Consider the following 13,499-nt stretch of genomic DNA (forward strand, 5'->3'; position numbering starts at 1 on the left):
TATCCCCCGTATCCCCCGTATCCCCCGAGGACACGATTGCCATGCCTCGTCCGACTGCCGCACAGCTCGCCTACGGTTCGTGCACCGTGATCTTCTCTACTCTCGCCATGCTGCTGCTGTCACAGACGAGTTCGGGTCTGGGAATCGCGGTCATCGCCCTCGCGGCGCTCGCCCTGGGGCTGCTGGTCGCGATGACGGTTCCCCTGCCCAAGCCGCGCACGGCCGGGGCCGAGGCTCCGGCGCCGGCCGCCGGACCGCACGTGCCGGCCCGGCGGGAGCCGGTGGCCGCCGCGGTCGAGCCGGTGCGGGAACCCACGGCCCACTGACACCCCCGTACAGACCCAGACCTCCAGTACGAAGACACACGAAGTCGGCGGATCCGTGAGACGTACGGACCCGCCGACTGCTCTTGTGCCGTCCCCGCTCGCGGCTCAACCGGTGCTGACCACCACCGTCTTGGCCGCCTTGTCGTGCAGTCCCTGTTTGTACGGCTTGTCGAAGAAGCTCCAACCGCCCGCGATCGCCGTCCAGATGCAGGCGCAGCAGAAGGCGAACGGGATCCACAGCACGAGGGCGCGGATCAGCGAGGTCTGCACGGAGGGCGTGGCGCCGTTGTCGAGGTTGGCCACGCGCATGCCGAGCCACTTCATGCCGAGGGTCTGGCCCGTCCTGGCGATCAGGAAGGTGTCGTAGGCGATGTAGAGCACGGCCGCGATGAACGACTGGGCCAGGGACTTGCCGACCTCCATCCGGTCGCTGTTCACGTCGTACTCGCGCACCCCGAAGCCCCAGGTGACCAGCCAGACGACGATGCCGACGATGATCAGGTCGATGATGCGCGCGAGCGTGCGCTTGCCGCTGTCCGCGAGCGGGGGCATGCCGGCGAGCGGATCGGCGGGGTAACCGCCGCCGCCGTACGGGCCGCCGCCCCCGGGGGGCGGGGGCTGCCCGCCTCCGTACGGTGGCGGGGGCTGGCCGCCACCGGGGGGCGGGGGCTGGCCGCCCTGGCCGCCGTGCGGGGTGTCGTACGGCGAGCCCGACCCCTGGCCGGACGGGGGCTGCTTCCTGAACGGGTCGTCTTCCGGTGGCGGCTGTCCGGAGCCGGGGGGCGGTTCGCTGCTCATGGCCCGAGTGCACCGCGAACGCCTCGGATCCGCATCCGACGGGCGGCCGTACGGAGTACGCAATCGACTGCGCCGTACGCCGTACCGGGGAGTCCGGTCCACGGCGTACGGCTACCGGTCCGCGACGAAGGTGTGCGCCGCCTTGTCGTGCCAGCACTGGTGCCAGGGGCGGTCGAACAGGCACCAGGCGACGCCGACGACGCCGATGCCGAGCAGACCGGGGACCGTGTACACGAGCCAGCGGCGCAGGGACGAACCGAACGTCGGGGGCTGGTGGGCCTCGATGTCCCGCACCTCCAGGCCGCACACCTTCTTGCCCAGCGTGCGGCCCCACTTGGCGGTGGGCAGCACCTCGTAGAGGAGGCCGACGACGAGGAGGACGGCGAGGACGACGCCGAGGTATGCGCCGGTGGTGCCGTCGAGCAGCCAGACGGTGACGGTACGGCCGGACAGCTTGGCCGCGTCGATCTTCTCCTGAACGTGGTCGGCGGCCTTCGTGAGGAGCGGTACGGCGGCCGCGCCGGTGACGGCGCCGACGAGCAGCGAGTCGATCAGCCGGGCGGCGAGGCGCTTGCCGAGGCCGGCGGGACGGGCCGCCGCCTGCCGCCGGGCCGCCGCCTGGAACACGTCCTCCACGGGGGGCTTCCAGGGCGCCACGGGGCGTTCGTCGGCGCCGGTTCCGGCGAGTTGGTGCACCTGCTGGGCCCAGGAGGCCTGTCCGCCACCGGCGCCTGTCGTCACGGGGGCGGCCTGCTGGGGGACGGAGGGGGCGTGGGCGGCGGGGGCGGGAGAGGTGCCGGGTGTGGGCGGTGCGGGCGACGGCTGTGGTGTGGAGGATGCCTGGGCCGCGGGGGACGGCTGTGCCGGGTTGGCTCGGGCCGCGGGGTCGGCCTGGGCCGCCTGTGCCCCGGCCGCCGCGCTCTGTCCCTCCGCCTGCGCGGCGGCGGCCCGTTCGGCCGCGGCCTTGCCGGCTCCGAACCCCGGGCGCGCGCTGCCCGGTCCCCCGGCTCCCGCGCCGCCTGCGCCCACGGGGCCCTGAACCCCGAACCCGGCACCGGCAGCGCCACTTGCCGCTCCCGACCCGGGCGCACCGAAGACGCCGGGAGCCGTACCGGCAGGGTCCGCGCCCCCGGAACCGCCACCGTCATCCCCGGCGGCGCCCGCGCGTCCCGGCCCGCCGAAGCCTGCCGCCGGAGCACCGGCCCCCGCGTCCGAACCACCGGAGACCGCCGCGCCCGCGCTCCCCTGGGCTCCCGGCTGCCGCTGCCCCGGAGGGGCGGCGCGGAACGTCATCGTGCCGTCGTCGGCCGGAGTCGTTGCGCCCGCGCCGCCCGCCGTCGGACGGCGGAAGACGAACGTGCCGCCGGCGGCCGCGTCGGCCGGGTCCGCGGGCGGGATCGTCGTCGTGCCGTCGGCGTGGGGGGAGCGGCCGTCCGGCTGGGACGGGAAGTCCGCGGGGACGCGCGGGTCGCGCGGGTCGGCGCCCCAGGACACACGCCGGTCCTGCTCGCCGCCGAACCCGGACTGCCGGGCCCGGTCAGCACCCCACGCCGACGCCGGTTCCGGCCCACCGGACCCCTGCTCCGGTCCGGGGTACGACGCCTGCGGTCCCGTAGCCGGTGGCTGTGGGTCCTCGTCGAAGAAGTGCGGGCCCGTCTCCTCTACCGCGGGGGCCGCCGCGCCGGAGCCGGGTGGTGGGGTGAGCGGTTCGCCGTCGTGCGGCGCGGGACGGCTGGTGCCCGGCACCCAGGCGGCACCGTTCCAGTACCGGACGTAGCCGGGGATGGACGGGTCCGGGTAGTAGCCCTCGCGGGGCCTGTCGTCACCGGGGGCCGGGGTTGGGGCGCTCATGTCCGTCGTCCCGTATCTGCTCGGGGGTCGTTTAAAGGCCTCCACATCTACCAGACGCAGGCCTCCGTCACGGCCAGTCCCGCAGGACCCACCCCTTTCCGGGCATCGCCGCGCACCCGGTTCACGGGTCCGGAGAAAAACTTCCCGGAACCCGCGTAATGGCCGCGGCCCCGCCGCCTCTCCACGTGTACGGGCCCACCCGCAGGGACCCGTACACCTGCCCGAGAGAGGAACCGCAGGACATGCACTACACCGTGGTGGAGCGCGAGCTGGAGCTCAATCTCATCCTGTCGTCCGAGCGCAGCGTCCCCGTCCCGGCCCGGCTCAGCTACCGCACCGAGGACCCGTACGCCGTCCACATCGCCTTCCACATCAACTCCGAGCACCCCGTGAACTGGACGTTCGCCCGCGAACTCCTGGTGGAGGGGGTGTTCCGGCCGTGCGGTCACGGGGACGTACGGGTGTGGCCGACGAAATCGCCGGGCCGCAGCATCGTGCTGATCGCCCTCAGCTCTCCCGACGGCGACGCCCTGCTGGAGGCGCCGTCCGCCCAGGTGTCCACGTGGCTGGAGCGGACGCTGCGCCTGGTGCCTCCCGGATCGGAGAGCGAACAGCTGGGCATCGACGACGCGCTCGACCAGCTGCTCGCCCAGTGACCCGGACCGGGTTACGGACGAGGGGTCAGAACAGCTTGCCCGGGTTGAGGATGCCGAGCGGGTCGAAGACCTGCTTGACCGCCCGCTGCATCTCTACCCCGACCGGGCCGATCTCCCGGGCGAGCCACTCCCTCTTCAGCACACCCACCCCGTGCTCTCCGGTGATGGTGCCGCCGAGTTCCAGGCCGAGCGCCATGATCTCGTCGAAGGACTCGCGCGCCCGCCGGGACTCGTCGGGGTCCTGGGCGTCGAAGCAGACGGTGGGGTGCGTGTTGCCGTCGCCGGCGTGGGCGCACACGCCGATGGTGAGCCCGTACTTCTCGGCGATCCGCTCGACGCCCTCGAGCATCGCGCCGAGCTTGGAGCGCGGCACGCAGACGTCGTCGATCATCGTCGTACCCTTGACCGCCTCCAGGGCCGGCAGCGACAACCTCCGCCCCTGCAGCAGGAGTTCGGACTCGGTGGCGTCGTCGGCCGGGACCACCTGGGTGGCGCCCGCGGCCTCGCACAGGGCGCCCACGGCGGCCAGGTCGGGCATCGGGTTCGGGGTGTCGAAGGCGGCCAGGAGCAGGGCCTCCGTGGTCTCCGGCAGACCCATGTGGGCCATGTCGTTGACGGCCTTGACCGTCGTACGGTCCATCAGCTCGAGCAGGGACGGCACGTGTCCGCCCGCCATGATCCGGCACACGGCGTCGCAGGCGGCCGCGGCGGAGGCGAACTCGGCGGCCAGCACCAGCTGTTCGGGCGGCTTGGGCCTGAGCCCGAGGACGGCCCTCACGACGATGCCGAGCGAGCCCTCGGAGCCGACGAACAGGCGGGTGAGGTCGTACCCCGCCACGCCCTTGGCCGTGCGGCGGCCCGTGGACATCAGCCGGCCGTCGGCGAGCACGACCTCCAGGCCGAGCACGTACTCGGCCGTCACCCCGTACTTCACGCAGCACAGGCCGCCGGAGGCGGTGCCGATGTTGCCGCCGATGGTGCACATCTCCCAACTGGAGGGGTCGGGCGGGTAGTACAGGCCGTGTTCCTCGACCGCCCGGGAGAGAGTGGCGTTGACGACGCCGGGCTCGACGACCGCGATCCGGTCGACGGGGTTGATCTCCAGGATGCGGTCCATCTTGGTGAGGGACAGCACGATGCAGCCCTCGGAGGCGTTGGCGCCGCCGGACAGGCCGGTGCGCGCGCCCTGCGGGACGACCGGGACGCGCAGCTCGGTCGCGGTGCGCATGACGTGCTGGACCTGTTCGACCGTGCGCGGGAGCACCACCACGGCCGGGGTGCCGGCCGGGCAGAAGCTCGCCATGTCGTTGGCGTAGGAGGTCGTGACGTCGGGATCGATGAGGACCGCCTCGGCCGGCAGGCCCAACAGGAGCCGGTCGGCCAGGTTGCCCTGTGCTTCGTCGCGTACTGCTTCGATGCGGCTCATGATCACAGCGTCGCACCCGGGGCCATCGGTGTGAACCCCATGCGGGGCGCGCCTTGCGCTGCCGCAATGTGGTCATCATATCGACGCACAGTGAGTGCCATGGAGAACCAACAGTCCGGACCTGGTACGTCCCTGGTGGCCGCGCCGTCGCGCCGCCGTCCGCGCGTGTTGCGGCGGGTGCTGATCGCGGGGGTCGCGGGCGGTGCCGCGGGCGCCGCCGCGTTTGTCGGGGTGCTGGTGCTGCTGCCGCCTCAGGAGCGGCGGGCCAGGCCGCCCGCACCGGGCCCGAAGGCACAGGCCCTGACGGCGGTCACCGCGGGCATGCCGGCCGCGCTGCCCGCCCTGTCGGCGCTGATCGGGGACCGGGAGCGGTATCTGCGGGCGCATCCGAAGGACGCCCCCGCGTGGGCGGTGCTCGGGACGGCGTACGTCGAGCGGGGGCGGCAAACGGCCGACGCCGCGAACTACCCGAAGGCCCAGCGGGCGCTGGAGAGCTCCCTGCGGCTGCGCGCCGAGAAGAACGCCAGGGCGCTGGAGGGGCTGACCGCGCTGGCGAACGCGCGGCGGGACTTCGGTGAGGCGAAGAGCCGCGGGGAGCAGGCGCTGAAGCTGGAGCCGAAGCGGTGGACGGTGTATCCGCTGCTGATCGACGCGTACACGGGGCTCGGCGACTACAAGGCGGCGCGCGGCACGCTGGACAAGCTGATGGCGCTGCACACCGGCACGTCGGCCCACCCGGCGGTGATGGCGCGGGCCGCCGCCGTCTACCGTGACCGGGGCTGGCGCGAGGACGCGGCGGCCCAGCTGGCCGACGCCGCGGCGGCGGCACGGACGCCCGCCGAGCAGGCCGCCTATCTGGAGCGGACGGGGCAGCTGTCCTGGGAGCGCGGCGACCGCGAGGACGCGCTGCGGCACTTCGAGGCCGCCGCCCGCCTCGACCCCGACCTTGGGGCGGCACTGGCCGGGCAGGGCCGGGCGCTGGCCGCGCTGGGCCGGACGACGGAGGCGGTGGAGGCGTACGAGAAAGTGCAGGCCCAGCAGCCGAGTCCCCAGTTCGCGCTGGAACTGGGAGAGTTGTACGACTCACTGGGGATGGACCAGGAGGCGCGCGCACAGTACGACCTGCTGCAGCAACAGGTGGCTCACGACGCGACGGGCGGGGTCGACGACGAGCTGCTGGTCGGCCAGTTCGAGGCGGACCACGGAGACCCGCAGGACGCGGTGGACCGGCTGCGCGCGGAGTGGAAGCGGCAGCCGGGGATCGAGGTCGCCGACGCACTCGGCTGGGCGCTGTACAAGACCGGGGAGATGCACGAGGCGCAGGACTTCGCCGAGAAGGCGACGGACAAGACGAAGGGCGGCGGGGTGCGCAGCGCGCTCTATGTGTTCCACCGCGGCATGATCGAGCGGGAGTTGGGGGAGGGCGCGCTCGCCCGGCGTCATCTGAAGGAGGCGCTGCAGATCAATCCGTACTTCTCGCCGGCGCGGGTGAAGGAGACGCGGGCGGCGCTGCGCGACCTGGGCGAGGTACCGAACGAGACGGCGCCGGTGTCGTGACCGCCTGTACGGCGGCGGTGCCGATCAGCGCGTACCGGGTGACCAGGCCCGCCAGTTCCTCCTCGGTCAGGGTCTCGGTCCCCTCCGGGCGGCGCGGCAGCACCATGTAGCGGGTCTCGGCGCTGGAGTCCCAGACGGTGATGTCCGTGTCGTCCGGCAGGCGCAGGCCGAACTCGGCGAGGACGGCGCGGGGTTCGCGGACCACGCGGGAGCGGTAGGCCTCGGACTTGTACCAGCTGGGGGACGGTCCGAGCAGGCGCAGCGGGTAGCAGGAGCAGAGGGTGCAGACGATGACGTTGTGGGTGGTCTCGGTGTTCTCGACCACGCGGAGGCGCTGGTACGCGCCCTCCATGAAGCCCAGTTCCCGGACGGCGGCGGTGCCGTCGGCGAGCAGCCGCGCCTTGTAGGCCGGGTCGGTCCAGGCGCGGGCGACGACCCTGGCGCCGCTGGCCGGGGAGGCGCCGGAGAGGAACGCGTCGATCGTCTCGTCCAGCTCGCCGCCCGTGAGCAGCCCCTTCTCCTCCAGCAGGGTCTCCAGCCGCCGTACCCGGCGGGCCACAGCACCGTCCGAGTGGTCACCGCTCATCGTCGGGCACCTCCGCCAGATAGCTTTCCCACAGATCCAGTACGACGTGATGGTCGCCCTCGCCCCACAGGTCGCGGGCCTCGAAGCGGACGGCGTAGATCTGCTCGACGGGCGCGTCCCCGCGGCCCTGCGCGCTGACGTCGGCCAGTTCCGCCGGGCCCTCGGGCTCGACGACCACGCCCCGCTTGCCGCGCGCGTACCGGGGCAGCCGGGTGTGGTGCGGCGGGTCGTGGGGGAAGGTGCGCACCGCCGTACCGGGCCGGAAGCGGTCAGTCACCCAGCTCACCCGGCTCGAGCACGCCCTTACGCTCCAGCAGCGCGCAGATCGCCGTGAACCAGCGCTCGTAGTACGACGCCGACAGGTACTCGACCGGTGGCATCGACTCGATCGCGTCCCGGAACTCGTTGGTGTTGAAGATTCCCTGCGCGCGCAGGGCGTTGTAGAGGCCGACGACTCGGGCCTCCCAGTCCGCGTGGAAGGGTTCGGCGTCGTCGGTGGTGTCGATGGCGCCGAACCCCTCGGTGCCGCCCACGTCGTTGATCCTCGCCATGGGCGGCACCCTACGCCAGATCAGAGGTTGCCGCGCCGTTCCTGCTCGCGCTCGATCGCCTCGAACAGGGCCTTGAAGTTGCCCTTGCCGAAGCCCATGGAGCCGTGCCGCTCGATGATCTCGAAGAACACGGTCGGGCGGTCCTGGACCGGCTTGGTGAAGATCTGCAGCAGGTAGCCGTCCTCGTCACGGTCTGCGAGGATCTTCAGCTCGCGCAGGGTGTCGACGGGCACGCGGGTGTCGCCGACCCACTCGCCGAGGGTGTCGTAGTACGAGCCGGGGGTGTCGAGGAACTCGACACCGGCCGCACGCATGGTGCGTACGGTCCGCACGATGTCGTTGGTGTTCAGGGCGATGTGCTGGACGCCGGCGCCGCCGTAGAACTCCAGGTACTCGTCGATCTGAGACTTCTTCTTGGCGACGGCGGGCTCGTTGATCGGGAACTTGACCTTGAGCGTGCCGTCGGCGACGACCTTGGACATCAGGGCGCTGTACTCGGTCGCGATGTCGTCGCCCACGAACTCCTTCATGTTCGTGAAGCCCATGACCTTGTTGTAGAAGCCGACCCACTCGTTCATCCGGCCGAGTTCCACGTTGCCGACGCAGTGGTCGACGGCCTGGAAGGTGCGCTCGGCGGGCGGCTCGACGATCGGCTTCGCGGCGACGTAGCCGGGCAGGTAGGGGCCGTCGTAACCGGAGCGCTCGACGAGGGTGTGGCGGGTCTCGCCGTAGGTGGCGATGGCGGCGAGGACGACGGTGCCGTGCTCGTCCTTCAGCTCGTACGGCTCGGCGACCGAGCGGGCGCCGTGCTCGATCGCGTAGGCGTACGCGGCGCGCGCGTCCGGTACCTCGATGGCCAGGTCGATGACGCCGTCGCCGTGAGCCGCCACATGCTCGGCGAGGAAGCGGCCCCAGTCGGTGGCGGGCTTGATGACCGAGGTGAACACGAAGCGGGCGGAGCCGTTCTCGAGGACGTAGCTCGCGGTCTCACGGCTGCCGTTCTCCGGTCCGGAGTAGGCGACCAGCTTCATGCCGAAGGCGGTGGAGTAGTAGTGCGCGGCCTGCTTGGCGTTGCCCACGGCGAAGACGACCGCGTCCATTCCCTTGACCGGGAAGGGGTCGGCCTGCCGTGCGGTGTCGGGAGTGTGCTGTGTGGTCTGCGTCATGGCTGAAGCGTGACTCGGCTATGAAAAGTGCGCAATAGTTCCCGTGTTTGCTGGGCAATGTGTTCAGCAGTATGGCCGTATCAGCGGGCTTTCTGTACAGGGTGACCTCCCGGGAGGCGGAGTGGCGATCGATCATCTGGACGGGAGCATCATCGTGCTGCTGGCGCGCGAGCCGCGGATCGGCGTGCTCGAGATGTCACGACGGCTGGGGGTGGCCCGGGGCACGGTGCAGGCGCGGCTCGACCGGCTCCAGTCGAACGGAGTGATCCGCGGATTCGGGCCCCAGGTGGATCCGGCGGCCCTCGGCTATCCGGTCACGGCCTTCGCCACGCTCCAGATCCGGCAGGGTCAGGGACCTGACGTCCGCGCGCACTTGTCGACGGTGCCGGAGGTTCTCGAACTGCACACCACCACCGGCACCGGGGACATGCTGTGCCGCCTGGTGGCCCGCTCCAACGCCGATCTCCAGCGGGTGATCGACCGGGTCGTCGGCTTCGACGGCATCGTCCGGGCCTCCACGGCGATCGTCATGGAGAACCCCGTTCCGCTGCGGATCATCCCGCTGGTGGAGCAGGCGGCGGAGGACAGCGGGGAAGGCACCTAGTGCTGTGGCCGGGGTGAACGCGCATCGCCCCGGCTCACGCCCCGGCTCGCCGCGGCGGCGCGGCCGGCGCTCGCGGGTCAGCAGCTCGGTACGGAGCCCTTCCCCTTCTCCAGGGCCGCCAGGGAGTCCACCGCGCCCTGCAGTGTCGTCACCGGCACCAGCCGCAGGCCCTTCGGCAGCTGTGACTTCGCGTCGCCGCACTCGGCCCTCGGCACCAGGAACACGGTCGCGCCGTCCCGCCGCGCGGCCTGCGTCTTCAGGGCCACGCCCCCGACCGCGCCGACCTTCCCGTCGGTGTCGATGGTGCCGGTGCCGGCGATGTTCCGGCCACCCGTGAGATCACCGCCGCTGCCGTCGCCGTCCAGTTTGTCGACGATCCCGAGCGAGAAGAGCAGGCCCGCGCTGGGGCCACCGACGTCGGCGAGCTTCAGCGTGACCTTCACGTTCTTGTCGCCGAGCCGCAGATACCTCAGCGCTGCCTCGGTGGCGGCGTCCTGGGACTGCTGCATCTGCTCGGCGTTGTGCTGCTCGATCTCCTTGATGTTGCCGCCGCTCGGATAGACCGCGTCGCGCGGCATGACCGCCCGGTCCGTACGGAACCAGTTGTCGATCACGTCGCCCAGCGAGATCCGGGCGTCCGGCCCGGTCGCCTCGATGGTCGTCATCCGCAGCTGCCCGCTCGTGTCCCGGATGGGCGCCCCGGAAATGGTGATCACCTGCGCGCCCCTGTTCTTCCCGAGCACGTTCGCCGTCATCCCGGGCTGCGCCACGGAGAACGGCAACGGCGCGAAGACGGCCGTAGCGATCAACGCCACAACGGGCACACCGCAGACGGCAACGGCCTGAAAACGCGAGAGACGAGAGAACACGTAATCAATTTAACGTGACAGCGGTCGCGGACTGCGGCCGGTCGCATGCCGCCCTGGCTGCGGGCAGTCGTGCCTCCCCAGTGCCTCAAGGGCCGGGGGACCCCCAGGCAGCACGGGTGGGCGATGGGGTCGCCCCGCTCGAGCGAAGCCGAGAGTGGGGGAGGCACCGCGCAAGCGCCGGGTTGCGGGGCCCACCCCCACAGCAGAACCCCGGGCACCCGGCGACGAACCGCCCCACAACCTCCCGCGGCTAGCGCAACGCTTCCGCAACCTCCCGCGCCGCCTCGACAACCCTCGGCCCCACCCGTTCCGGCACCGCATCCGCCAGCATCACGACCCCCACGCTCCCCTCGAGCCCCGTGACCCCCAGCAACGCAGCCGCCGCCCCACTCGCCCCCGCCTCCAACTCCCCATGCGTCAAGGTGTACCCGGGGTCCGCGAGCGGCGGCGCCTGACGGGCCGACAGAATCGCCCGCCCCGCGGCCCCCCGGTCCAGCGGATGCCGGAACCCCGCCCGATAGGCCACGTGATAGTCCGTCCACGACGGCTCGACCACGGCGACGGCCAGCGCCTCCGTACCGTCCACCAGCGTGAGATGCGCCGTCGCCCCGATGTCCTCGGCCAGCGATCGCAACGCGGGCAACGCCGCCTCCCGTACCAGCGGATGCACCTGCCGGCCCAGCCGCAGCACACCCAGTCCGACCCGGGCACGCCCGCCCAGATCACGCCGTACGAGCGCATGCTGTTCCAGGGTCGCCAGCAATCGGTACACAACGGTCCGGTTCACGCCCAGTTTGGTGGAAAGCTCGGTGACGGTCAGCCCGTGGTCCGTGTCGGCCAGCAGCTTGAGGACGCGCAGTCCCCGGTCGAGCGTCTGAGAGGTCTCCGCGGTCACGACGCCCACTCCTCCAAGTGGTGAGGTCGGCGGGCCCCCGCTCGAGGGTCACGTCACCGAGTCCCGTCAGCGACGCAAAACAGAGGCCGCCGATCGATGACGGCCCGAGTTCTCCCGGACCCAGTCGCTTCACGGCTGCGCTCCGCGGCGGCGCTGCCACGGGGCGTGTGCGTAGCGGGACAGTAGCGAAACCGGTTCGCTGAGCGGAAGTCTCCGTCCAGAATCCGGTCAAGAGCGGTTACCGACTGCCTGCATTCGTCCGGATACGCACTCTGGGATCACCTCATCCGGGTGGCCCACTCCTGCACCTTGGCGATCCGCTGCCGCAGCTGTCCCGCCGTCGCCTCCGCGCTCGGCGGTCCGCCGCACACGCGGCGCAGCTCGGTGTGGATCACGCCGTGCGGCTTGCCGCTCTGGTGGACGTACGCGCCGACCAACGTGTTGAGCCGCTTGCGCAGCTCCATCATCTCCTTGTGGCTGACCACCGGCCGCCGCTCGGCGGGCAGTTCGAGCAGATCGGCCTCGGTGTCCGGCTTCTTGCGGCTGTGCGCGATCTGCCGCGCCTGCCGCTTCTGCAGCAGCAGCTGCACCTGATCGGGTTCGAGAAGTCCCGGAATGCCGAGGTAGTCCTGTTCCTCCTCGCTGCCCGGGTGGGCCTGCATGCCGAACTCGGCGCCGTCGTACAGGACCCGGTCGAAGACGGCGTCGGACTCCAGCGCCTCGAACGGCAGCATGTCCTGCTCGCCGGTGTCCTCGTCCTGCTCCTTGTTCGCCTCCTCCATCTCCTTCTCGGACTCGGCGTACGGGTCCTCCTCGCCCTCCTTCTTCGGCTTGTCGAGGGCGTGGTCGCGCTCCACCTCCATCTCGTTGGCGAAGGTGAGCAGGTCCGGGATGGTCGGCAGGAAGACGGAGGCGGTCTCGCCGCGCCGCCGGGACCGTACGAAACGGCCGACGGCCTGCGCGAAGAACAACGGCGTGGAGATGGTGGTGGCGTACACCCCGACCGCGAGCCGGGGCACGTCGACGCCCTCGGACACCATGCGGACGGCGACCATCCACCGGTCGTCGCTCTCGCTGAAGTCATCGATCCGCTTCGAGGCGCCTGCGTCGTCGGACAGGACGAGCGTGGCCTTGGTGCCGGTGATCTCGCGGATCAGCTTGGCATAGGCGCGCGCCGAGTCCTGGTCGGAGGCGATGACGAGCGCGCCGGCGTCCGGGATGCCCTTCCTGACCTCGGTCAGCCGCTGGTCGGCCGCGCGCAGCACGCTGGGCATCCAGTCGCCGCGCGGGTCCAGGGCCGTACGCCAGGCCTGACTGACGGCGTCCTTGGTCATGGGCTCGCCGAGCCGGGCGGCGATCTCGTCCCCGGCCTTGGTACGCCAGCGCATGTTGCCGCTGTAACTCAGAAAGATGACCGGGCGCACGACCCCGTCGGACAGCGCGGAGCCGTAACCGTACGTGTAGTCGGCGGCGGAGCGCCGGATGCCGGCGTTGTCCTCCTCGTACACCACGAAGGGGATGGGGTTGGTGTCGGACCGGAACGGTGTACCGGTGAGCGCGAGCCGTCGCGTCGCCGGGTCGAAGGCCTCGAGGCAGGCCTCGCCCCAGGACTTGGAGTCACCGGCGTGGTGGATCTCGTCGAGGATGACGAGGGTCTTGCGCTGCTCGACGCGGTTGCGGTGCAGCATGGGGCGGACGCCGACACCGGCGTACGTCACGGCGACGCCGTCGTAGTCCTTGCCGAGCGGCCCGGCGCTGTACTCGGGATCCAGCTTGATCCCTATCCGCGCGGCCGCCTCCGCCCACTGCTTCTTCAGGTGCTCGGTCGGCGCGACCACGGTCACCTGCTGCACGACGTGGTGGTGCAGCAGCCAGGAGGCGAGCGTCAGCGCGAAGGTCGTCTTGCCGGCGCCGGGCGTGGCGACGGCGAGGAAGTCACGCGGCTGCTCCTGGATGTACTTCTCCATCGCCCCCTGCTGCCAGGCACGCAGCTTGCTGGCGGTACCCCAGGGGGCGCGGCCGGGGAAGGCGGGCGACAGGTGGTGGGAGTGGGACGAACTGGAGCTGGCGGCGGCGGTAGTCACGGTCTCCGTTGATCGGGGGTAGGACGGCTCGGCTATCGGCTACGTCGGCTATCGGCTACGTATGACAACCGGGCCACCCTACCGGCGGCCGGATGCCGTCGACGCGCGAACAAGGCCGGGACGCCCACGG

General features: G+C 71.6%; 13 protein-coding genes and 1 pseudogene. 4 read left to right on the forward strand and 10 right to left on the reverse strand.

Annotated elements, in window-relative coordinates; all coding sequences use genetic code 11:
• Positions 1–41: 41 nt before the first annotated feature.
• Positions 42–326 carry a hypothetical protein gene (locus tag IEZ19_RS15505; protein ID WP_189311771.1) on the forward strand — a complete coding sequence of 95 codons (285 nt, stop codon included), beginning with the start codon at positions 42–44 and terminating at the stop codon, positions 324–326.
• A 105-nt stretch (positions 327–431) separates the two neighbouring features.
• On the opposite strand, the gene IEZ19_RS15510 is transcribed toward IEZ19_RS15505, so the two are convergent.
• Entirely contained in the window at positions 432–1,124 is a 693-nt protein-coding gene (locus tag IEZ19_RS15510; RefSeq protein ID WP_189311772.1) for an RDD family protein, read from the reverse strand.
• Positions 1,125–1,235: 111 nt separating this feature from the next.
• Positions 1,236–2,975 carry an RDD family protein gene (locus IEZ19_RS15515; protein WP_189311773.1) on the reverse strand — a complete coding sequence of 580 codons (1,740 nt, stop codon included), beginning with the start codon at positions 2,973–2,975 and terminating at the stop codon, positions 1,236–1,238.
• A 242-nt stretch (positions 2,976–3,217) separates the two neighbouring features.
• On the opposite strand from IEZ19_RS15515, the gene IEZ19_RS15520 reads away from it, so the two are divergent.
• Positions 3,218–3,631 carry an SsgA family sporulation/cell division regulator gene (locus IEZ19_RS15520; protein ID WP_189311774.1) on the forward strand — a complete coding sequence of 138 codons (414 nt, stop codon included), beginning with the start codon at positions 3,218–3,220 and terminating at the stop codon, positions 3,629–3,631.
• Between the two features lie 25 nt (positions 3,632–3,656).
• On the opposite strand, the gene IEZ19_RS15525 is transcribed toward IEZ19_RS15520, so the two are convergent.
• The gene (locus IEZ19_RS15525) at positions 3,657–5,063 is read right to left on the reverse strand and encodes an FAD-binding oxidoreductase (protein ID WP_189311775.1); all 1,407 of its coding nucleotides are present in this window, start codon (positions 5,061–5,063) and stop codon (positions 3,657–3,659) included.
• 93 nt (positions 5,064–5,156) lie between these two features.
• Between IEZ19_RS15525 and IEZ19_RS15530 the strand changes: the two genes are divergently transcribed.
• The gene (locus tag IEZ19_RS15530) at positions 5,157–6,614 is read left to right on the forward strand and encodes a tetratricopeptide repeat protein (RefSeq protein WP_189311776.1); all 1,458 of its coding nucleotides are present in this window, start codon (positions 5,157–5,159) and stop codon (positions 6,612–6,614) included.
• Between the two features lie 7 nt (positions 6,615–6,621).
• Here IEZ19_RS15530 and nthA read toward each other — a convergent pair.
• From nthA to hppD, 4 genes and pseudogenes are all read right to left on the reverse strand, one after another.
• A pseudogene (gene nthA / locus IEZ19_RS15535) lies at positions 6,622–7,200 on the reverse strand (nitrile hydratase subunit alpha); the annotation flags it as partial.
• Complete coding sequence (locus IEZ19_RS53475; protein WP_189311778.1) at positions 7,190–7,477, reverse strand: SH3-like domain-containing protein; 288 nt, start codon at positions 7,475–7,477, stop codon at positions 7,190–7,192. The pseudogene nthA and the gene IEZ19_RS53475, both read right to left, overlap by 11 nt.
• The gene (locus IEZ19_RS53480) at positions 7,470–7,751 is read right to left on the reverse strand and encodes an SH3-like domain-containing protein (RefSeq protein WP_189311779.1); all 282 of its coding nucleotides are present in this window, start codon (positions 7,749–7,751) and stop codon (positions 7,470–7,472) included. The genes IEZ19_RS53475 and IEZ19_RS53480 overlap by 8 nt, the downstream gene beginning before the upstream one ends.
• 20 nt (positions 7,752–7,771) lie before the next feature.
• Positions 7,772–8,917: a 4-hydroxyphenylpyruvate dioxygenase gene (gene hppD / locus IEZ19_RS15550; protein ID WP_189311780.1), complete on the reverse strand. Its 1,146-nt coding sequence runs from the start codon at positions 8,915–8,917 to the stop codon at positions 7,772–7,774.
• A 121-nt stretch (positions 8,918–9,038) separates the two neighbouring features.
• Here hppD and IEZ19_RS15555 point away from each other — a divergent pair, with 121 nt between their 5' ends.
• Positions 9,039–9,521 carry an Lrp/AsnC family transcriptional regulator gene (locus IEZ19_RS15555; protein ID WP_189311781.1) on the forward strand — a complete coding sequence of 161 codons (483 nt, stop codon included), beginning with the start codon at positions 9,039–9,041 and terminating at the stop codon, positions 9,519–9,521.
• A gap of 77 nt (positions 9,522–9,598) precedes the next feature.
• On the opposite strand, the gene IEZ19_RS15560 is transcribed toward IEZ19_RS15555, so the two are convergent.
• From IEZ19_RS15560 to IEZ19_RS15570, 3 genes are all read right to left on the reverse strand, one after another.
• Positions 9,599–10,390 (reverse strand): S16 family serine protease, encoded by a 792-nt coding sequence (locus IEZ19_RS15560; protein WP_189311782.1) that lies wholly within the window; start codon positions 10,388–10,390, stop codon positions 9,599–9,601.
• Between the two features lie 250 nt (positions 10,391–10,640).
• Entirely contained in the window at positions 10,641–11,285 is a 645-nt protein-coding gene (locus tag IEZ19_RS15565; RefSeq protein ID WP_189311783.1) for an IclR family transcriptional regulator, read from the reverse strand.
• A gap of 278 nt (positions 11,286–11,563) precedes the next feature.
• Positions 11,564–13,369 carry a DEAD/DEAH box helicase gene (locus tag IEZ19_RS15570; protein ID WP_189311784.1) on the reverse strand — a complete coding sequence of 602 codons (1,806 nt, stop codon included), beginning with the start codon at positions 13,367–13,369 and terminating at the stop codon, positions 11,564–11,566.
• Between the last annotated feature and the right edge of the window lie 130 nt (positions 13,370–13,499).

It is taken from the genome of Streptomyces brasiliensis (assembly GCF_014647875.1).
GTDB classification, from domain to species: domain Bacteria; phylum Actinomycetota; class Actinomycetes; order Streptomycetales; family Streptomycetaceae; genus Streptomyces; species Streptomyces brasiliensis.

Coding starts and splice junctions, on each gene's coding strand:
- IEZ19_RS15530 (WP_189311776.1), top strand. CDS start 5,157: ATGGAGAACCAACAGTCCGGACCTGGTACGTCCCTGGTGGCCGCGCCG.
- IEZ19_RS15520 (WP_189311774.1), top strand. CDS start 3,218: ATGCACTACACCGTGGTGGAGCGCGAGCTGGAGCTCAATCTCATCCTG.
- IEZ19_RS53480 (WP_189311779.1), bottom strand. CDS start 7,751: ATGGCGAGGATCAACGACGTGGGCGGCACCGAGGGGTTCGGCGCCATC.
- IEZ19_RS15505 (WP_189311771.1), top strand. CDS start 42: ATGCCTCGTCCGACTGCCGCACAGCTCGCCTACGGTTCGTGCACCGTG.
- IEZ19_RS15510 (WP_189311772.1), bottom strand. CDS start 1,124: ATGAGCAGCGAACCGCCCCCCGGCTCCGGACAGCCGCCACCGGAAGAC.
- hppD (WP_189311780.1), bottom strand. CDS start 8,917: ATGACGCAGACCACACAGCACACTCCCGACACCGCACGGCAGGCCGAC.
- IEZ19_RS15515 (WP_189311773.1), bottom strand. CDS start 2,975: ATGAGCGCCCCAACCCCGGCCCCCGGTGACGACAGGCCCCGCGAGGGC.